19 protein-coding genes are annotated in these 19,302 nt (G+C 55.3%); 11 read left to right on the plus strand and 8 right to left on the minus strand.

Translation table 11 applies throughout. From position 1 onward, the window contains the following. Positions 1–86: 86 nt before the first annotated feature. Genes IAE30_RS28965 through IAE30_RS28980 form a run of 4 tightly spaced genes read right to left on the minus strand, consistent with a single transcriptional unit; the run spans position 87 to position 3,414 of the window. Complete coding sequence (locus IAE30_RS28965) at positions 87–857, minus strand: 5-oxoprolinase subunit PxpA (protein ID WP_200681536.1); 771 nt, start codon at positions 855–857, stop codon at positions 87–89. 21 nt (positions 858–878) lie between these two features. After that, positions 879–1,865, minus strand: coding sequence for a biotin-dependent carboxyltransferase family protein (locus IAE30_RS28970; protein ID WP_200681538.1), 987 nt, complete (start codon positions 1,863–1,865; stop codon positions 879–881). Further along, positions 1,862–2,563 carry a 5-oxoprolinase subunit PxpB gene (gene pxpB / locus IAE30_RS28975; RefSeq protein WP_370585643.1) on the minus strand — a complete coding sequence of 234 codons (702 nt, stop codon included), beginning with the start codon at positions 2,561–2,563 and terminating at the stop codon, positions 1,862–1,864. Before pxpB ends, IAE30_RS28970 begins: the two co-directional genes overlap by 4 nt. Positions 2,564–2,574: 11 nt before the next feature. Continuing rightward, positions 2,575–3,414: a transporter substrate-binding domain-containing protein gene (locus IAE30_RS28980; protein ID WP_200681541.1), complete on the minus strand. Its 840-nt coding sequence runs from the start codon at positions 3,412–3,414 to the stop codon at positions 2,575–2,577. Positions 3,415–3,673: 259 nt separating this feature from the next. Here IAE30_RS28980 and IAE30_RS28985 point away from each other — a divergent pair, with 259 nt between their 5' ends. Then, complete coding sequence (locus tag IAE30_RS28985) at positions 3,674–4,594, plus strand: DMT family transporter (protein WP_200681543.1); 921 nt, start codon at positions 3,674–3,676, stop codon at positions 4,592–4,594. A gap of 96 nt (positions 4,595–4,690) precedes the next feature. Here IAE30_RS28985 and IAE30_RS28990 read toward each other — a convergent pair whose 3' ends face one another. From IAE30_RS28990 to IAE30_RS29005, 4 genes are all read right to left on the minus strand, one after another. Further along, a complete protein-coding gene (locus tag IAE30_RS28990) occupies positions 4,691–5,386 on the minus strand; it encodes an RraA family protein (protein ID WP_200538042.1) in 696 nt (231 codons plus the stop codon). 329 nt (positions 5,387–5,715) lie between these two features. Then, the gene (locus IAE30_RS28995; RefSeq protein ID WP_200681544.1) at positions 5,716–6,540 is read right to left on the minus strand and encodes an SDR family oxidoreductase; all 825 of its coding nucleotides are present in this window, start codon (positions 6,538–6,540) and stop codon (positions 5,716–5,718) included. A gap of 157 nt (positions 6,541–6,697) precedes the next feature. Continuing rightward, positions 6,698–8,014 (minus strand): type II toxin-antitoxin system HipA family toxin, encoded by a 1,317-nt coding sequence (locus IAE30_RS29000; protein ID WP_038643510.1) that lies wholly within the window; start codon positions 8,012–8,014, stop codon positions 6,698–6,700. After that, positions 8,008–8,337 carry a helix-turn-helix transcriptional regulator gene (locus IAE30_RS29005; RefSeq protein ID WP_200681545.1) on the minus strand — a complete coding sequence of 110 codons (330 nt, stop codon included), beginning with the start codon at positions 8,335–8,337 and terminating at the stop codon, positions 8,008–8,010. The genes IAE30_RS29000 and IAE30_RS29005 overlap by 7 nt, the downstream gene beginning before the upstream one ends. Before the next feature lie 402 nt (positions 8,338–8,739). On the opposite strand from IAE30_RS29005, the gene IAE30_RS29010 reads away from it, so the two are divergent. The 10 genes from IAE30_RS29010 to IAE30_RS29055 all read left to right on the plus strand — a co-directional run bounded on the left by IAE30_RS29010 (position 8,740) and on the right by IAE30_RS29055 (position 19,151). Beyond that, positions 8,740–9,615 (plus strand): ParA family protein, encoded by an 876-nt coding sequence (locus IAE30_RS29010; protein WP_200681546.1) that lies wholly within the window; start codon positions 8,740–8,742, stop codon positions 9,613–9,615. Continuing rightward, the gene (dnaB-PI, locus tag IAE30_RS29015; RefSeq protein WP_200681547.1) at positions 9,608–10,978 is read left to right on the plus strand and encodes an SPI-7-type island replicative DNA helicase; all 1,371 of its coding nucleotides are present in this window, start codon (positions 9,608–9,610) and stop codon (positions 10,976–10,978) included. Before IAE30_RS29010 ends, dnaB-PI begins: the two co-directional genes overlap by 8 nt. Further along, complete coding sequence (locus IAE30_RS29020) at positions 10,975–12,645, plus strand: ParB family protein (RefSeq protein ID WP_200681548.1); 1,671 nt, start codon at positions 10,975–10,977, stop codon at positions 12,643–12,645. Before dnaB-PI ends, IAE30_RS29020 begins: the two co-directional genes overlap by 4 nt. After that, positions 12,638–13,348 carry a DUF2786 domain-containing protein gene (locus IAE30_RS29025; protein ID WP_200681549.1) on the plus strand — a complete coding sequence of 237 codons (711 nt, stop codon included), beginning with the start codon at positions 12,638–12,640 and terminating at the stop codon, positions 13,346–13,348. The genes IAE30_RS29020 and IAE30_RS29025 overlap by 8 nt, the downstream gene beginning before the upstream one ends. 7 nt (positions 13,349–13,355) lie before the next feature. After that, positions 13,356–13,952 (plus strand): DUF2857 domain-containing protein, encoded by a 597-nt coding sequence (locus tag IAE30_RS29030; RefSeq protein ID WP_147199769.1) that lies wholly within the window; start codon positions 13,356–13,358, stop codon positions 13,950–13,952. Further along, entirely contained in the window at positions 13,949–14,197 is a 249-nt protein-coding gene (locus IAE30_RS29035; RefSeq protein WP_200681550.1) for a hypothetical protein, read from the plus strand. The genes IAE30_RS29030 and IAE30_RS29035 overlap by 4 nt, the downstream gene beginning before the upstream one ends. 100 nt (positions 14,198–14,297) lie before the next feature. Next, complete coding sequence (locus IAE30_RS29040; protein ID WP_200681552.1) at positions 14,298–15,533, plus strand: STY4528 family pathogenicity island replication protein; 1,236 nt, start codon at positions 14,298–14,300, stop codon at positions 15,531–15,533. A gap of 311 nt (positions 15,534–15,844) precedes the next feature. Next, complete coding sequence (locus IAE30_RS29045; protein ID WP_200681553.1) at positions 15,845–16,558, plus strand: PFL_4669 family integrating conjugative element protein; 714 nt, start codon at positions 15,845–15,847, stop codon at positions 16,556–16,558. Position 16,559: 1 nt separating this feature from the next. Next, a complete protein-coding gene (locus tag IAE30_RS29050) occupies positions 16,560–17,114 on the plus strand; it encodes a hypothetical protein (protein ID WP_200681554.1) in 555 nt (184 codons plus the stop codon). A gap of 15 nt (positions 17,115–17,129) precedes the next feature. Further along, positions 17,130–19,151, plus strand: coding sequence for a DNA topoisomerase III (locus IAE30_RS29055; protein WP_200681555.1), 2,022 nt, complete (start codon positions 17,130–17,132; stop codon positions 19,149–19,151). Positions 19,152–19,302 lie beyond the last annotated feature (151 nt).

The raw sequence follows: 19,302 nt of genomic DNA on the forward strand, positions 1-19,302 counted from the left end.
GTTATCCGTTGCGGCCTCCATTAAGATCTTAACTGACAAGCATTATGCCGAAGGGCAGCCATTTTTATTTGGGCGATGAAAAAACGTTACTGAGCAAGCACTTCTGCAGCCGGTGCCACCTGATGGCCGCTGGCTTCGATTTCACTGCGTACGATGCTGGCGAGGGCCAATGAACCCGGCGTATCGCTGTGCACCAGGATCGAACGCGCGCGGACAGCTATCACTTCCCCTTCGAAGGTGGTGACAGTGCCATGCTGCAGGAACTGCCGCACGCGGGCACGCAGCGCCGTTTCCTCTTTGATCACCGAGCCAGCAATGCCGCGCGGCACTAAGCGCCCTTGAGCATCGTAGGCGCGGTCGGCGAGAAACAGCGTCAGGGTTTTCAAGCCCGCTGCCTGTGCCGCTCGCTCAATAATGGTATCGGGTTGTGCGAACACAATCAGATCCGCATTGATACGGGCAACGAGCGTCATGACCTGCTGCGCTAATGCCTCGTCGCGATTGACGATATTGCCCATCGCAGCGTGGAAGCTAAAGTGCGACACCTTCGTGCCTTCTACGTGAGCAATCGCTGTCAGCGCGCCGAGTTGATAAGCGACCTGCTGGCAGATCTCTTCGACACTGAACGGCAGCTCGCGACGCCCAAAGCCCTGACGATCGGGCAAGCCAGGATGCGCACCAATGCCGACACCGTTCTCTTTCGCCAGTCGCACCATTCGGGTCATGATCGCCGGATCGCCGGCGTGGAATCCACAGGCGATATTGGCTGAGGAGACCACTTTCATCAGCGCGGCGTCATCGCACAGCTGATAAACGCCGAAGCCTTCGCCCATATCGGAGTTCACATCAATCTTCATGGTTTGGGTTCCTTCGGAAAATTATGCGGTTAACGCTTTACGCAGCGGTGGGCAGCTCACACGTAAGCGGCTCAGCCAGCCTGCGACCTGTTGCTCGATGGCGATGGCCTCACGCGTATCGCTCTGGATCAGCTGGATCGATTGGCCGGGTAATACCTGTCCTAAACGCCACAGATCCTGCTCGATCACCCCGGCGATCTTGGGATAACCGCCCGCAGTGTTGGCATCGCTGAGCTGAATGATCGGCTCGCCGCCGGGCGGCACCTGCACAATGCCAGGTATGAGCCCGTAAGAGCGCATCTCAATGGTTTGTGACGGGAAAATCGGATCGCCCGCCAGTCGATATCCGGTGCGATTGCTTTGATTGGAGACCTGCCATGATTGCTGCCAGAAGCGTCCGGCATCGGCAGCAAACAAGGGATATTCGCCGGATGGAATGGCGCGCAACTGAATCTCACCTGCGCTGTTACGCGGGAAATGTGAACGCAGGGCGCTGTCGGGCGGCTCAATACCGATACCGCTGGTGGGCAATGGGGAAGCCTGTGTTTCACCCAGCGCCAGGCGGTCGCCACGCTGCAGTGGGCGGCCTTCCAAACCACCAAAGCCGCCGCGCAGTGCCGTGCTGCGCGAACCCAGCACCATTGGCACATCAATACCGCCCGCTATACAGAGATAACCGCGTGCGCCACTGCGCGGGTAACGCATTTCCAGCACCTGTCCGGCACGCACGCCGCAGCCCCACCAGGGCGGTAAGGGCGCACCATCAAGGGTGGTGCGGCAGTCAGCGCCGGTTACAGCGATGCTGCTGTCCTGCAAAAATCGGACGCGAAACGGGAACAGTTGCACTTCAACCGCAGCCGCATTCTCAGCATTACCCAGCAGCAGATTACCCGCACGTAACGCTAGCGGATCCATCACACCACTCACCGAGACGCCCATATGGCGGAAGTTGAAACGGCCCAGATCCTGAACGGTGTTCAGCGCGCCACTCTGTTCAATTTCGATCACAGTTCAATCCTCTGCGGCAGAAAACGGATACGATCGCCCGGTGCCATCAGCGCGGGGGACTCAGCCAGAGGATCAAACACTTCCAGCTCGGCAAAACCGATGGCGTTCCAGCCGTTGGGGCCAGTCAGTGCAGAGACACCCGCCTGGGCACCGCCAATGGTAACGGTACCTTTCAACATGCTGAGCGATGGGACTTTCTTGCGTGGCGTGGCTAATAGCGGATCGAGCCCATGCAAGTAACCAAAGCCCGGCGCGCTGCCGAGAGCAAACACGGTGTATTCGCTTTGATGGTGACGCCGCACCACTTCGCGTGCGCTGAATCCGGTGTGACGGCAAACCGCATCCAAATCGGTGGCGTGCTCGCCGCCATAATAGACCGGGATTTCAATCAGTTTGCCCTGCGGACTGATCGCCTGCGCTTGATCCCAGGCGGCATGCAGCGAGGCACGTATGGCGGCTTCGTCCTGGGGGATGTGTCGGAATAGCACCAGCAAATTGGTGACGCCGGGGATCAGGGCTTCAACCGCCTCATCCGCCTGCAGCAAACGTGCCAGTGACCAGATGCGGCGTTGAGCGGAGAGATCGAATCCGCCCGGTGCTTCCACCAGCCACGCGCGGGCACCGATGGTGGAGAGCGTAATCGAAGAGGAACAAGCCAGCGCAGATGCGCTGGCGGGCTGGATATCCGGTTGCGACATCACGGGCATGATTATTCCAGTGGTTCAAATTTCAGGCCGGAGAGCGGCTGTACGCGCTCTTCGCGCACCATTTTGTATTCGGTATTTGGCCCAATCCAGGTGTTCCAGATTTTGTCGATGGTGCCATCGTCGTCCATCGCTTTCAGGCCGCTATTAACGCTGGCCAGCAGGGCAGGCTCATCCTTTTTCATGCCGACTCCAATCGGTTCCAGCGCCATTGGCTCCTTCACCATCGCCAGATTGATGCCGTCTTTTTTCGCCTGGGCGATGGTTTTCATCCCGGTCATGGTGTTAGTGACAAAGCCCACCGATTTGTTCTGCTCCAGTGCCAGGAAGGCGGAGGCAGAATCCTGGAAGGTAACGGCTTTACCGCCTTTGATGTGGATCGATTGCTCGGACGTGGTGCCCTTGGTGGCGCTGATACGTTTGCCTTTGAAGTACTCCAGTGGTTTATCTGCCAGCGGCGCTTTCACCAGCAGCATCTCTTTCGCCACGTAGTAAGGATCGCTGAACTGGATCTGATTGCCACGCGTTTTGGTGTAGGCCAGGTTAGCAATCAACACATCGGCACGGCCGGTGGCGATCACCGCGATACGCGCTTCAACAGAGGTTGGCACCAGAGTCAGTTTGACGTTCATCTGCCTGGCCAGAGCGTTGCACAGGTCGATATCCATGCCAGCCAGCTGACGCGTTTGCGGATCTGGCGAAGAGAAGGGCGGTACATCGGAGTAAACGGCGCATTTCAGTTCACCGCTCGATTTAATGTTCGCCATCATATCTGCCTGCGCCGCCGAAACAGCCAGCAACGGCAGCATTGCCAGGCCAAGGGTGGTCAGTTTTTTCATGGTCATGTGCATTCCCTCAAGGGTGGATACTGCTTAGGAGCGCAAAATCTCGCTTTTCTGGACTATATCGGCTTTGTTTTGCGGCGAAAAAGAGGGAAAGCGTGTTATGCAATAGGGAAATGATATGACCGATGGCGATAAGTTATTTCTATTCAGGCAGAGCGAAAAAGTGTTATCCAGCGCACATTTTTCTCCCTAGTGTTAGACGCGTTGTCCTCTCGGCAGCCCCGCCGATTGCACGTGGTAGAGAGAGAAGAGTGAGAGCATGAATCCCCGATTAGGCGTGTTATTAAAGATATTCGCCGCACTCAGCGCCACGCTGATGCTGGCCTGTGTTAAAGGTCTGAACGGTGCTATCCCCACCGGCGAAGTGATTTTTTTCCGCAGCTTTATCGCGCTATTTCCACTGTTAATTTGGCTGAAAATGCAGGGTAACGTGCTGGAGAATCTCAAAACGCGGAATCTGTTTGGCCATTTCATTCGCGGTTTCTCTGGCACCGGCGGCATGTATTTTAACTATCTGGCGCTGGTGTATATCTCGCTGGCGGATGCCACCGCACTGAGTTACGCCGCACCGCTTTTCACGGTGATCATGGCGGCGATGCTGTTGAAGGAGCGGGTGCGCGTGTCGCGTTGGGTGGCCGTGGTGGTAGGATTGTCGGGCATTCTGATTATGCTCTCCTCCAGTCTTGCGGCTAGCGGCGGCGTGTTGGCAGGCGGTGCCAGCAGCGCCACGGCCAGCCTTGGTGTTGCTTTTGCATTGATTGCGGCACTCTGTACGGCCACCTCGAATGTGCAGATCCGTTTTTTGAATGGCATCGAAAAACCGGGCGCGATCGTGTTCTATTTTTCGCTGATGACGACGTTGATTGGCCTGGCAACGGCATTTTTCGGCTGGGTAAAGCCCACCGGCTTGCAGTTGCTGCTGTTGGTGGGCTGTGGTTTATTTGGCGGTCTGGCCCAAATTCTGGTGACGCTCAGCCTGCGCTATGCTGATGCCTCGCTGCTGGCACCGTTTGATTACACTACGCTGGTGTGGTCGATGCTGATTGGCTATCTGTTCCTCAATAGCTTGCCAGGCACGACAACCCTCTTTGGTGCTTCGATTGTGGCGCTGGCTGGGATCTTTGCGGTATGGCGGGAAAACCGTCAGCGCAAATTGGCGATAGTGAGCAGTACGCCGTGATGCGGTGCTATTGCGGGTTATTTAGCTGCGCGCTCAGCGAAAGACAGGCCACCATGGATGATGACCTTTGCAATTCTTCGCTGTCATGCTGGCACGTTACCGATAAACATCATCGATAATTTCCACCTGCTTGTTTTGCAGTGCTTCCGCCAGCCAACCGCGTTCCAGAGAACCGGTTTTCGCCAGCTCAAAGTTGTGTTCATCGACGATCAAGTAAGCTTGTGCCGCTTCGAGAATGCGCGCGGCATCCTGGCGTGGAATGACGATCACGCCATCGGCATCGCCCAAAACGATATCACCCGGTGAAACGTGAATTTTACCGCAGGCAATCGGCACGTTGATTTCGCCTGGGCCATCTTTGAAAGGGCCACCAGGCGTGTGTCCGGCGGCATAAATCGGAAAATCCATGCGGGATAAACCCTCAATATCGCGTACCGGACCATCCAGAACGATGCCTGCCATACCGCGCTGTATGGCGTAAGTGGCCATCACTTCACCCATCAATGATTGGCTGCGGTCACCCTCATTCGACAGGATAATCACATCGTTCGGCCCGGCCATATCCAGCGCTTTATGCAACATCAGGTTATCGCCAGAGCGCGCCTTCACGGTAACTGCCAGGCCGCACATGATGGGGGCTTTAGGCGCAGTTTTCAGGCTGATCTCTGCGGATAGTGCAGGCAAGCGACTCATGCAGTCGGCGACTACCGCAGCGGGTAAACGGCGGAACGCTTCCAGTAAGGGCTCGGCATCGGAAGGGCGGCGTAAATAAATACGATTTCCTGCGGTCATTTTATTTCTCCTGTCAGGGTTATTAACTTGTAATCGATAAATGATGACCAGCGAATCTCGCCGGTTAATAAACTGAGTTTTATTTTCAGATGATCAGTGAATGGATAATTCACTGAATTCAGGAGAGTGTAAGGGATTAACGGTGTGTTACGAATACGGTGTTACAGCGAATAAAATCAGGATCACGAAATAATATTCCCACCTTATTTAAATCGCTGATTAATAATTTTATTGGATATTGTTATGGCTAAATACTTTTAAAGTATGGCTGAGCGTATTGCATATTATTTATTTAGCCCGCCGAAGAAGATATTCGGCGGGGAAGTGAATCAGGGTTTCAAATCACCGTACCAATAAGATGCCGTCACGCCACCATCCATCAGAAAATCACTGCCGCTGATATAGCCGCCTTCAGGCCCCATGATGAGGGCGGCCAGCGCGGCAACTTCGTCGGCGGTTCCGCCTCGGCCGACCGGTGATTTTGCCAGCATATTGCGATAGCCCGCACCGCGTGGGCCATTCAGTTCATCATTCGCCAGGGGCGTAAAGATGATGCCGGGGCTGATGCTGTTGACGCGCGCGCCACGCTGGCCCCATTTCGCCGCTTCGGCCATCACAAGCAGAGCGTTGCCGCGTTTGGCATATTGATAGGCCAGCAAAGGATCGCTGAATGCGGTGTTCTGCAAAAATGGCAGGCTGAGCAAATCCTCAGTTGGCGTGATGGCTAACGCTTCGTTTTGTTCTACCGTGAGCGCAGGCAGTCGATGCCCGGATTGCGAAGCAATCACGATTCCGCAACCGCCTGACGCGATGTGCGGACCGAACTCTTCCAACACCACGGCCGTACCGTAGAGATCGACCTGCAAAATGGTGGCGGGACTAGCCTGAGAAGGCGAGACACCCGCCGAATGAATCACACCTTTGATGGCGCCCAGTGCAGTGGCCTGCTGCACCAGATGTTGAATCGATTGACGCGAACTGACATCGACCTGGCTGGTTTCTACTGTAAAGCCTGCATCACGTAAGGTTTGTGCGGCGGCTGCGCAGTTTTCCGTGTTGAGGTCTGCCAGCAGCACGGTTTTACCCTGGCTCACGCGACGCGCGATAGCTTGTCCAATCGCACCTGCCCCGATAACCACCATCATCTCTTTCATTGTGTCTCCCGCCTTGAGTAATGAGTGATGCGGCAAGCATAGCGGGGAAGGCCTCTGATGACTGTAGGGGCAATTGGCATGAGCTTATGAATGCTGCTCATGGGTTATCAATCCCGGTACAATGCTGTTTAATCATTAAGCTGAAACAGCCGATGACTCAGAGTGACAAACGCAGGTTATTGCTGACCTCGGCAATCAATGAATTGGGCACTTCCTGATCACGAGCGAGAAGAGGCCACTGCGCCACAGTTTCGACTGTTTCATCAATGACCCGATCCAGATTGCGTTTGTTGAAGAGTGGGCTTATTTTTTCTAATGCGTAGAAGTCATTGCGGGTGAAATCATCGCGTTTACCATTCAATGTCATCCAATGGCTGTTAACCCACTTACTACCGGGTTTATAGCTGTAGGCCAGATCGTAAGCTGGAGCCAATTGCCATTTGTTGTCCTTCAGCATGAAAGCAAAGTTCTTGGCATGATCGTCATGGTTGCGTGCCACAATATTAAAGACCATCCTTTTTATTAGCTGTTCTGCATCACGCGCGGGAAGCTTGAGCTGTCGCGCTACGCTGAACAGCTCTGCATAAGAAAATGAGCCGGGCTTTTTATAATCGACATGGGCCAGTCCATTCAGAGTCTGTACATGGATTTTGTGATTTCCAATACGGTCAAAGCGCTGAGTTATGAAATGGCGCCGATGACCTTCCGACAATAATTGCGAATGCATCATCTCGATACCACAGGCTGTTGCCATTTGATAATAAACGTACTCCATGGCCCCAAATCCCAATGGATCACCAAAGGTTTCCTGACTGCGATTATGTTCACTCACGCCATCAAATTTCATCAAGTAGTGTGTGTAATCATCCGGGACCATGGCCTGACCAGACCGCACTTGGGTGAAATCTTTATTAAATGCGAGAACAGCTTTAGGCCTTGCTCCACCCGCACTCATGCCCACTGATAACAGCGAAAGCATGGCTTCACGATCCTCCTCTCCGTCTCGATGAAGCGTTGCTGAGAAGGCTCCTCGGGCATCAAGGATTTCCTGTGCGATAACGATAAGGGAGGCTATTTCAATCGGGTTTGAGGCATTGAGACTGCGAAGTTTTGTCGCTGGGGTGTACTCCAACGCACCCATACCGCGCTTGCCCGTGTATTGCAGCCGTTGCAATGGTGTAATGTCGCCAGGTTGTTTACCCTGGCCCGCTACCCAGGCATTGAGCACTGCGTTACCAAAATCATCTGGTAATGAGTCGGCAATCAAACCGGGTAGTCCTTTAAAGGTCGTAAACGCAAGCTCAGGGAAACTGTAGATTTGTGTTGCCAGCGGCATTTTGAGAGGAGAAAGTTCTATTCCTTGTTTGATAAAGTTGGGTGCATATTCAAATGCCCCCGATCCTTTTTCTAAATCGAAACTAACTGCGCCCACCTCTTGTTGTGCATAGGTAACATTGATAACTTCCATTACCATTCTGACGTTCCCTCCCTGAGCGGTTTATCTTTACGTTGCCCTGAAGCTCTACGCCTTTGTTTACCCTGCAACTTTGCAAGTTGAATCGGGGATATTTCCTGACGTGGCAGAAACAGCTCCAGCTTTTCTGTGAGCTCCAACGCTATCATGATGGCGATAAAGACATCGAACTGCGCTTTTCCTTTTTCAGCATTGAGCACAGACTTTCGTTCAATACCTGCGCGCTCAGCAACCTCCGTTTGCGTTAAGTCACGATTAAGACGGGCCTGCTTGAGTCTCTGGCCGATGTCCTCTGCCAGAGCGGATGCGGAAGGAGTAGTCATATCTTTAAAGTCCCAATAAAGACACTTTATCGTCTGTTAAGCGTTTAATGTCCTAATTATAGAACTCTATCGGATTATTGTCATGACAAGCGGATGCTTTATAAAGTCCCTTATATTGCACTTTATGTGACTCTAAGGGGATTTAAGTCCATAAAATGGGACATAATCAAGTCGAGAGGGGGATTTGAAAATTGGATCCGGTTTAGAAATGACAAACGCAGAAAAGCAAAAACCCAGCCATAAGCTGGGTTTTCAAAATGTTGGTGCCCGGACGCGGAATCGAACCACGGACACGGGGATTTTCAATCCCATTGCCGAAATGTTAAAGATTTTGCCTCTTTGTTATAGAGATGTGATTATTCATTTGGGCATGCATCCAACACCTTGATTTGGATGTGCAAAATGAAAATACTTCCCGTTATCTCTCCCAAAGGTGGAGAAGGCAAATCCACGTTTGCTGCTTACCTTGCTGGCTTTCTTGCTGATGCCGGCCTGAACACCCTTCTTGTCGATGCGGATTACTCCCAGCCGACTGCCAGCAGTATCTTTGCGCTGGAGCTTGAAGCGCCTTTCGGCCTCTATGAACTGCTGATGCAGATGGTCAGTGACCACACGCAGTGCATTTCGCAGACCGCTATAAAAAATCTTGATGTAATTTACTCCAACGATCCGGATGAGTTATTGCCGACGGCGATGCTCCATGCTGCGGATGGTCGCCTGAGGCTGCGTAACATACTTCAGCATCCCTTCTTTGCCCGTTATGACGCCATTATTGTGGATTCGAAAGGTGCAACAGGCGTCATGACCGAACTTTCCCTTCTGTCATCGTCCGGGAACGTGATGGGGGTGGTAAAACCCATTCTGCCGGACGTCCGCGAATTTATCCGCGGCTCCCTTCATATGCTTACCCGCCTGAAAACGTATGAAAATTACGGTATCCGCCTTCCTGATATTTCCATTCTCGTCAACTGCATCGAAAACACCCTGCTGGATCGTGAAGCGATGGACGGTCTTGCCGCCATCATTAATGAAAAACACTACGATGCCACGGCGCTGGGCAACCGTGACGTTTATCGTCTGCTCGACACCCGTATCGAGGCGCTGGATATTTTCAAACTGGGTCACGTCAAACAACAGCCCGTGCACCGTCTGGAGTACAAAACGCGGCGTAAAGGCCCGGCCGCAGCGGTCACCATGCACGATCTCGCCTGTGAACTGTTTCCGGAGTGGCAACCCCGCTTCGCTGACGTTCTGACCCGGGAGGTGCGCTATGTCTGAGGTGATAATGCCCTGCTCCTATGAGGCTGAGCAGGCCGTACTGGGCGGACTGATGCTTGATAATGACCGGTGGGATGAGGTGATACTGCACATCTCACCGGAGGATTTATTTTCCCGGCCGCACCGCATGGTCTTCCGCGTGATGGCTGAGCTTGCCGGGGAAGGGCTGCCGATGGATCTCATTACCATCACTGAGCGCCTTGAAACCCGGGGTGATCTGGTTCATTGCGGTGGTTTCGCCTATCTGGCTGAAATGAGTAAAAACACGCCCTCTGCCGCCAATATCCTGGCTTACGCGGGAGTGGTGGCGGAGAAAAGCCGCCTGCGGCAGCTGATGACGGTAGGTAACAGTCTTCTCTCCGATGTGCAGGCCCCGAAAGCAAACTCGGCGGGCATCCTTGAGTCGGCCGAAGGTAAGCTGTTCAACATTGCAGAACGTGGGGCCATGCAGCTCAACAGTGAGACCGGGGTTAACGAGGCGCTGGGTAAACTGCTGACGCAGCTGGAAAGCATGACCGCCAGTGACGGCCTCACCGGGACACCGACAGGGTTCAGCGAACTGGACGCGATGACCTGTGGTCTGCAGCCAGGCGATCTGGCGCTTCTGGCGGCGCGCCCGTCAATGGGGAAAACCTCCCTGGCGATGGCGTCCTGCACCGCTGCCGTAAGAGGAAAACCTGACGATTTCGTCTTTGTGTTCAGCCTTGAAATGCCCTCAGAGCAGCTGATGATGCGCCTGCTGGCAATGGAAGGCCGGGTGGAGCTGAGCCGGCTTCGCAGCGGCAATATGGATGATGAAGACTGGGCCCGGGTGTCTGAGGCCACCGGTCGCATCATTGAGTGGCAAAACCGCCTCATTATCGATGACACCAGTTACCAGACCCCGGCCACACTGCGCGCCCGCGCCCGTCGCTATGTCCGCAAATATGGCCGTCCTTCTCTCATCATGCTGGACTACCTGCAGCTCGTCCGCTCCCCCGAGCAGGAAAACCGTACCCAGGAAATCTCAGAAATTTCCCGCTCGCTCAAGGCACTTGGTAAAGAGCTGGGCTGCCCGGTACTGGCGCTTTCCCAGCTCAACCGGCAGGTGGAGCAGCGGGCCGATAAACGCCCCAACAATGGTGATCTGCGTGACTCAGGGGCGCTGGAGCAGGATGCGGACCTCATCATGTTTATCTACCGGGATGAGGTTTACAACCCCGGCACCCCTGATGCAGGGGTGGCTGAAATCATTGTCGGTAAACAGCGGCAGGGGCCAACCGGCACGGTGAAAATTAAGTTTGACGGGCGTTACACGCTGTTTTCGGCGTTTCAGGAGGGCAGTTATGACTTTGGTTACCACAGCGGGAGGAAACAGGCATGAGCCGTAAACGTTCTGATGTGGGGGCCGCCATGCTGCAGCCGGGACGCCAGTCGCAGGCTGCCGGCAATATCAGCGTCATGCCGGCAGCCGAAATGCCCATGGTGCTGACGCTCGACCAGTTAAGCCCCAATCCTGATAACCCGCGGACATCACGTAATCCGCGCTATGACGATATCAAGGCTTCCATCCGCTCGCGCGGGCTGGACACCGTGCCCAAGGTGACCCGGGATCCGGATGGAGAGCCCGGTATCTACATTTTCAGCGACGGGGGGAATACCCGCTATCAGATCCTGTCCGAACTGTGGCAGGAGACCGGCGAAGACCGGTTTTTCCGGGTCCATGTGCTGTTCAAACCGTGGCCGGGACGGCTGCAGTGCGTTATCGGCCACCTGGCCGAGAATGAAGTGCGCGGGGACCTGAGCTTTATTGAAAAGGCGAAGGGTATCCACAGCGCCCGCGCTATTTATGAAGAGCAGATGGGAAAAACGGTTTCATTGCGTCAGTTGTCCGAGCTGCTGACCCGTGAAGGCCTGCCGGTTCATAATTCCACAATCAGCCGCATGGAAGACACGCTGAAATATCTTTATCCGTGGATCCCTGACCTGCTGGAGTCCGGGCTCGGCAGGCCGCAGGTGGCAGCCCTGCTGGCGCTCCGGAATGATGCGGAACGCGTGTGGGATGCGTTTTGCCTGATTTCAGACTCAGGCGAAAAATCCTTCAGCGACGTTTTTGGTCAGTGTTGTGGCCGCTTCAACTCGCCGGAACTGTGGTCAGTTGAGATGTTCCGTGATGAACTGATCGGTGATTTACTCCAGGCGTTACCCCATCCGGAGCTGGACTATGACCGCTGGATGATGGAGCTTGACCCCAAAGAACGCAACCGCCGGCATCACTTTGGTGACCCGGAACCCGTTGCCCTGCCTGCCGCAGACAAGCCTGAAAATCCTGAACCCGCCCTGCCTGCCACGGGATCAGATGAGGATGAGGGCGTCCCGCTGCCTGTCTCCGGTTCACGTCCTGAAGCCCCGGGAGGCGCGGTATCGCCCGTTCCGGGTCATGCGTCTTCGCTTTCTGAAACACCGGTTACTGAGTCCCCCCGGCATGAGGTTCAGCCGGATATGTACGGTGCCGCGCCGGTCATTTCAGGTGAAGGCGGGGAGGTCAGCGGGCTGGTTACCTTCTCTGAAGAACATGAAGAAGACGGCCTGCTTTCCCTGCTGACACCTGAGCCGGAAGTGGCCACCCGGGATGATGCACCGCCCATTAATGACAGCCTCTGGCATGTGCCGGCCCATCAGGACGATATCGAGCACCTGCAGAATACCGCCTTTCGTCTGGCGTGGGAGCTGGGTGAAGTCCTTGGCTGCGAAGATGAAATTTTGCCGCAACGCGACAGCGATATGTCCGCCGGTTACGGCGCGGCAGGTGAGGTGTGTTCTGAAGCGGCCGCATTCCTGCTGGGCCTGACCGGCGATGCGCCTGCAGTGCATCCGGCGGCCGGTGTCTGTGACCTGACAGCGCTTTTCACCGGCGGGCCGGGGGAGCGTGAAGCCCCCGCACTCAGCGATGATGATGCCATGAAGCTGCTGCGCCTGATGCGTGTGATGCGCCGTCTGCGGGAACTGCAGCGCGGCGTGACGCCTGAAGAGGAGAAGACCGATGAATAACCCACAGCGGCAGCTGCGGCTGCTGAACCTGGTCAGGAAACTGCTGGAGCTGGGCCGCAGCAACAGCAATCCCCATGAGGCCGGTCTGGCACTACAGCGGGCTCAAAAGCTGATGTCACGGTATGGCATCACCGAACTTGATGCCGGCCTGTCATCCGTCCGGGAAGTCTCTTCCTGCACGGCCCCGTCGGAGGCTGAAAAAATCCCGGAATGGATGGTGAGCATGGTGTGGGGTGTCTGTCATGCTTTTGGCTGCCGCGCGTATTACTCATGGCGTCAGACCTCTGCCGGGTCTCGCCGCGCCGTAACCTTTTACGGGTTCAGTGAAAAACCGGAGATAGCGGCGTATGCCTTTGATGTGCTGACGCGCCAGCTGAAAGATGCCACAACGTCTTATCTCAGAACCCAGAACAGGCGTCTGAAGCTGGCCACGCGCCGGGCGAGAGCGGAACAGTTCCGTGACGGCTGGGTATGCGGGGTGCGTGAGGTGATATCGGCGGCTGACCTCAGCCGCGAAGAGCAGCAGGTGATGAGCCACTGGCTGGAAAGCCGCAGTATGAAAACAGTCACAACCCGCGAGCTGAAAGCCTGCCGCGGGGCAGACACAGCACGTTATCAGGGGTACGAGGCCGGGCAGAATGCCCGGCTTCATCAGGGTGTCAGCGGCCGGGGTCCGGCAGCCATCGGTTACCGTGAGGATTAAGGGGGGAATGATGAACAGTTTATCTCAGGCTGCGAACGGGCTTCTGATGCAGCTGGTAATGGATCTCAGAAGTGGCTATCTGCGCCGCTGCGAATCGCTGGGACTCAACCGGGAAGAAATGCAGATGCTGCAGGGGCTCTCGCTCGAAGAGCTGCACTACCTTTCCGGCAGTGAGGTGTCGATCATCAGTGTGGGCATCAATCACGGCAATCTGGTGCGTATGCTGCAGCAGGCCCGGACGGAACAGAAACGCCTTCAGCGAATCGACCGGGCGCTGGCGCTGGGCGGCTCCATTGAGCTGATGGCGCACTATTTCGGGCTGTCGAGTACGGACGTGGCGGCCCGCCGGCGCATTGCCGGTATCGATGTCCGGCCGGGGCGCGGTAATGCGCTCGGTGATGACGATAATGCTGCGCTCTGGCGACAGTGGCAGAAGTCAGGTGTTGACGATGCGGAAAGTGCTGACGGGCTGGACGTGATGATGCTGGCTGCAGAGCAGATGAACGTCTCGCTGACGTCGGTCTGGCACGCCGTTCGCGGCTGGCACCGTACCCGGGAGATGCAGACGCCTCCTGCACGGGCGGCGGTAAGGAAAACGGCATGAAATACAGGGTGGTTGCGCCGGGTCTGCGTGCCCCTCACGGTACGCCGCCACAGTGCTGTCAGAAGGCGTTACGGCAGGTTCGCCGCTTCCGTCAGGGGGCACGTAATTACACCCGGCTCGATGAAAAAGGGTGTGGTTACTACAAAATCGATCTGGGCCCGTTCTGGCGGCTGCTGAGCCGCAACGAAGGCCGGACGTGGCTTCTTCTCAGCCACGAACGCTACAACAGCGTCATACGGAAATAGCGGCACGCCAGCCTGTTTACCCTGCACCCGTACTCGGGTGCAGTACTAAGCATACTGACAGAACAGAACGGCCGCGAGGGTGGCCAGAAAAGGAAGAATAATGACTCTGCCTGCAGAAAGCCTGATAGCTTACACGCTGGACAAGATGAATGCCCGTCTTGCGGCTAATCCCCGGTGGGATGAGGGGCGGATACGTAACGGCCTGCTCTTTACCGGCAATGTGCATGACGCCATTCCCCGCCGGCTGTTGCTCGACACGCGCCTGTCCCCGCTGGACAAAATGGGCTGGATGATGATCCGCCTGTATGCACAGAATAATGAAGGGGCGGTTTTCCCGAGCTATGATGAACTCCAGCTTCAGCTTGCGTCGCCCGGAAAAGGAAAGGCATCAAGGGAGACGGTCAGCCGCGTCCTGCTGATGCTGCGAATAACCGGCTGGCTCAGTCTCTGCAAACGCGTGCGGGATGATAAAGGGCGGGTGCGGGGTAATATCTACGCCCAGCATGATGAGCCGCTGACATTCAGCGATGCAGAAGCGCTCGATCCCCGTTTTCTGGACACTGTGGCAGACGCCTGCCTGAGTAAAAACCGCACCGTCAGCCAGACTGCCCGTGACGTTCTTGACGATATCAAAAATGACCCCACCATGCGGCATTACCGCAGCCATCTTTCCGTGATTGAATCGCGTCTGGGCCATCCTCAGACAGCCAGCCAGATGGCAAAACGTCACGCCCGAATACCCCATCCTGCACCGGGTTCGGAATCCGGACTCAGTCAGGGCCGGCAAAAAAATGCCGCCAAAACACCGGGTTCGGAAACCGAACTCAGTACTCAATCCTGTGAAAACGCACTGAGTTCGGAATCCGTACTGCCAGTAAAATCAGGCGGTTATGACCGGGTTCGGAAACCGAACCATTACGTACGTAGTATCACACACAGTGTGAATAAAAATACGTACGTACCGGGCAAATCTGTGCTGCCTGACAGCCTGAAGGAACTGATCCCGGCAGAAGATATTGCCATGCTGACCGCTCAGCTGCAGGCACTGCCTGAGGAGCAGGCGGAACTTGTGCTGCTCAGCCTGCAGAAAGTGATGTCACGCCAGCGGCTCAGTAATCCGGTTGGCTGGTTGCTGGCCGTGATGAAAAAGGCCCGTGAGGGGAAGTTGTATGCGCCCCGTCAGGCTGATGTTCCACCTGAGCGTGCCGGGTACAAACCCGTGCAGCGTCCTGAACAGCAGCTGTGGAAGCCAGAACCACGCCCCTCTGCCCGCCCGGTGTCAGAAGAAAATATCAGAAATTTGGTCAGGGATATCCGCAATAAGCTAAAAGACTGAGCCGTATGAAAAAAGAGCTATCAGTAGCTTTACTGGCTAAAAAATGCACACTGCTGCCAGTGGCAGCAGTGGCTAAGAAATGTACAGTGCTGCCACTGGCAGCACTGGCTAAAAAAAATACACCGCTACCGCTTGCTGCACATTTTCGGTCACCAACGTCATGTTTTTGTTACTTTTGACCAACACCTTCACGTCTCTCATTAAGAATTCACTTTATTACGGATCTGGTTTCTTGTTGTCCGGAACATCTTACCTGAAGAGTATCAGTGCCTCGGGTCGAACCTGACCGGGATCTAACAGGAGATGGCTGTATGACTACAGAAAATGAAACGCGAAGCGATAAAGCGGGAGGACTCACCTCCTCCCTGAAAATCGAGATCCACTCAAATTATGCTATCCGTCTCTGGGAAGGTCGCCAGCAATCCCAGTCAAAGGCGGGGGAAAAGAAAGGACGGCATGCCATTATGAGTATGCCACAGGCGATCAAGCGCTCAGGCGTCATCTATCAGGACTCTATTGAAGATAATCCGTGGGCAGATGAGGCGATGTATAAAGTTGAGATGCTTTTGAATGCTGCTGGCGAGCATATCCAGCGCCGGGTTGAAGAGCTTGAAGTCATATTGAAGTCTGTTCCCCCTGCGGTATCGTTTTCCGATATTGTTTCCACATCACCTCTTAATATAGGCGTGTTCAGCCGCTCCCCGCTGGGTTACAGATGTGTCTGGGTACTGGTCGGCTATGACCAGATGGCGCTCAAAGCATTTCAGGCTGCCCATTATGGTCTTATTTCCCGCAGCCAGCGTGATGAATTACTGAGTCATGGTGCCCACCTCATTCGTAAAGTATATGGTGTTTTGCGACTGTACCGGACCGTCAAAGTCAGTCGTTCTGACATTGCAGCCCAAACGCATGCCTCACTTCAGGCCAAAGAAAAGCTGGGATCACCCGATCCTGAAATCTTTTCAGGTAAGAAGCGTTCTTCTTTTTCTCCTCCTTTACGAAAACCCCTGCCAGAGGAAAAATAATATGATCCGCTTATTGTTTCTTCCTGCCGCCTTCTTTTTATTAAGCGGGTGCGCAACAACGGACTGGGCTGCGATTAATAAACAGGTCAGTGACACAGCTGCAAACCTGACCAGGACTCTGGGTGGCAGCAGCAGTGCTGAAAGTGGCGGCATGCCGCTGATGAGTCCGGCGGGGCAACAGGCCATGCAGTCCGTCGACAAAACGTTCTCCGTGCCGGTCGATGTGGATACCGCAGCGGCCCGCCTGAAGCGACATTACAAATTTATCTCCACGCAGGAGCTTGAGGCACTGCGGCAGTCCTCTCATGACGGGGACTGGAAAGCAGCGGCTGAGGATGATGCGCATCCCGTCTGGGATGCCATGCCGGGCAGCTACTACAAAATGGGGTCTGACTGGAACGGACGTGATCACCTGGATATCGAAATCGAGAAAAACGGGTCCGGCAGCAGGCTCTATGTCGTCTATAGCTCATCGTCATCCCAGCGTCTGGCCGGATCCGGCGTCACGAAGCTGATGAATGATGTCCGCGCTGTGGCTGCGGGCGAAAAGCGCTGATGCGGGAGGCACTGTATGCAACTCTTTCTGTGTGAAAAACCCTCCCAGGCAAAGGATATCGCCCGCGTGCTTGGCATCAGCAAGCGGGAGCAGGGCTTTATCAGCGGGGGTGATACCGTGGTGACCTGGGCGATAGGTCATCTGCTCGAAACTGCCAGCCCTGAAGCCTATGGTGAGCAGTATGGCAGGCCGTGGCGTGCCGATGTTCTGCCAGTGCTGCCTGAGGCCTGGCAAATGGTCGTCAAGGAGCAGACAAAATCGCAGTTCACCGTTATCACTAAGCTCCTTAAGAAGGCATCTGAGGTGGTCATCGCCACCGATGCCGACCGCGAGGGAGAGGTGATCGCGCGTGAGCTGCTGGAATACTGCAGTTACAGTGGCGCAGTACGCCGGCTCTGGTTATCAGCCCTGGATGAGGCCAGTGTGAAGGAAGCACTGAGCAGTATTCTTCGGGGAGAAAAAACAGCCCTGCTTTATGATGCCGGCAAGGGCCGGAGCCAGGCTGACTGGCTCATCGGCATGAACCTGACCCGCCTCTATACCCTCAAGGCCCGTGACTCAGGGGTGTCAGAAGTGCTGTCCGTCGGGCGGGTACAGACGCCGACGCTCGCCATGGTGGTTAACCGGGATAATGAAATCACGTCCTTCGTGCCAAAGCCCTGGTGGCAGGTACATGCGCTTATTGAAAAAGAGGGCGTCCGGTTCCGGGCGGGCTGGGTGCCCGTTGAGCAGTACTGTGACGAGGAAAAGCGTTGCATCAATCCCCAGGCCGCCAGGGCGGTGGGACAGCTGTGTCAGCAGCAGGGCAGGGCCGCGGTTCTTGAGGTAACACAGAAGCGGGAGAAAACGGCAGCACCCCTCTGTTTTGACCTGGGCACGCTTCAGCAGGTCTGTTCCCGAAAATTTGGCATGGGCGCAAATGATGTGCTCGCTATTGCCCAGTCACTTTACGAAACCCACAAAGCGACCACCTACCCCCGTACAGACTGCGGTTTCCTGCCGACATCGATGCAAAAAGAAATACCCGACGTTCTGGCGGCAGTGGCAAAATCCGATCCCGCTGTGGCCCCGGTACTGAATCAGCTGGACAGGCAGTTTGTCTCGCGTGTCTGGAATGACAAGAAAATCACCGCGCACCATGCCATCATTCCCACCCGACAGGCATTTGATTTGTCGCGCCTCAGCGACGATGAGCTGAAGGTTTACCAGCTGATTCGCCAGCATTATTTCGCCCAGTTCCTTCCGCTGCAGGAATCTGACGTGACGGAGGCGTCTTTCAATATCGGTGGACAGCTGTTCCGTACTCGCGGGAAAGTCGGTGTGGTGACAGGCTGGAAGTCATTGTTCCAGGCTGAAAAAGATGACGATGAAGAGGACGCCGACGGTGACAGTATGGCGCTGCCGGCGCTGGCAAAAGGGGATATCTGCGCTGTCACCGGTGCTGAGGTTAAGGATATGAAAACCAGTCCGCCCAAACCCTTCACGGAGGGGACGCTGATTGCTGCCATGAAGAACGCGGCCAGTTTTGTCAGTGACCCGAAGCTGAAGAAAGTACTGCGTGATAACGCCGGTCTGGGCACCGAGGCGACGCGAGCGGGTGTGCTGGAAACCCTCTTCAAGCGTCACTATCTGGAGAAAAAAGGGAAGCACATCCACTCAACGCAGATGGCCCGGGAGCTAATTGCGGCGCTGCCGGAAACGCTGACGAGCCCGGGGATGACGGCATTATGGGAGCAGGCACTGGATGATATTTCTCAGGGGAAAATGTCGCTTGCCACCTTTATGCAAAAGCAACTGCAGTGGACGCGTCACCTTGTCGAAAAAGGCCGCCAGGACAGTGTGAAAATCACTGCTCCCGTCACACCTCCCTGCCCGCTGTGCAAGGGGCCCACGCGTAAACGAAAGGGTAAAAAAGGGGATTTCTGGAGTTGCACGCGTTACCCAGACTGCAAAGGTATTATTAACACCAACGGGAAAAAGACCACAAAGCGCAAAAAAGCAGCAACAGGGACAAAAACAGAATCATCCGCACAGTGATGAGTTATTTCACTGTACAACCCCGGGCCGGGTTCTGCTAATGTGACTACGCTTCGATATGTACCCCATTGCCGGAGGCAGCCAGCTTAACTTTAACGGGATTAATCTGGCAACCGGCACGACGGTCTGCCATCGCACATCTGGCAGGAAC

Origin of the sequence: Pantoea sp. S61, assembly GCF_016625145.1 — a bacterium.
Lineage (GTDB): Bacteria > Pseudomonadota > Gammaproteobacteria > Enterobacterales > Enterobacteriaceae > Pantoea > Pantoea rwandensis_B.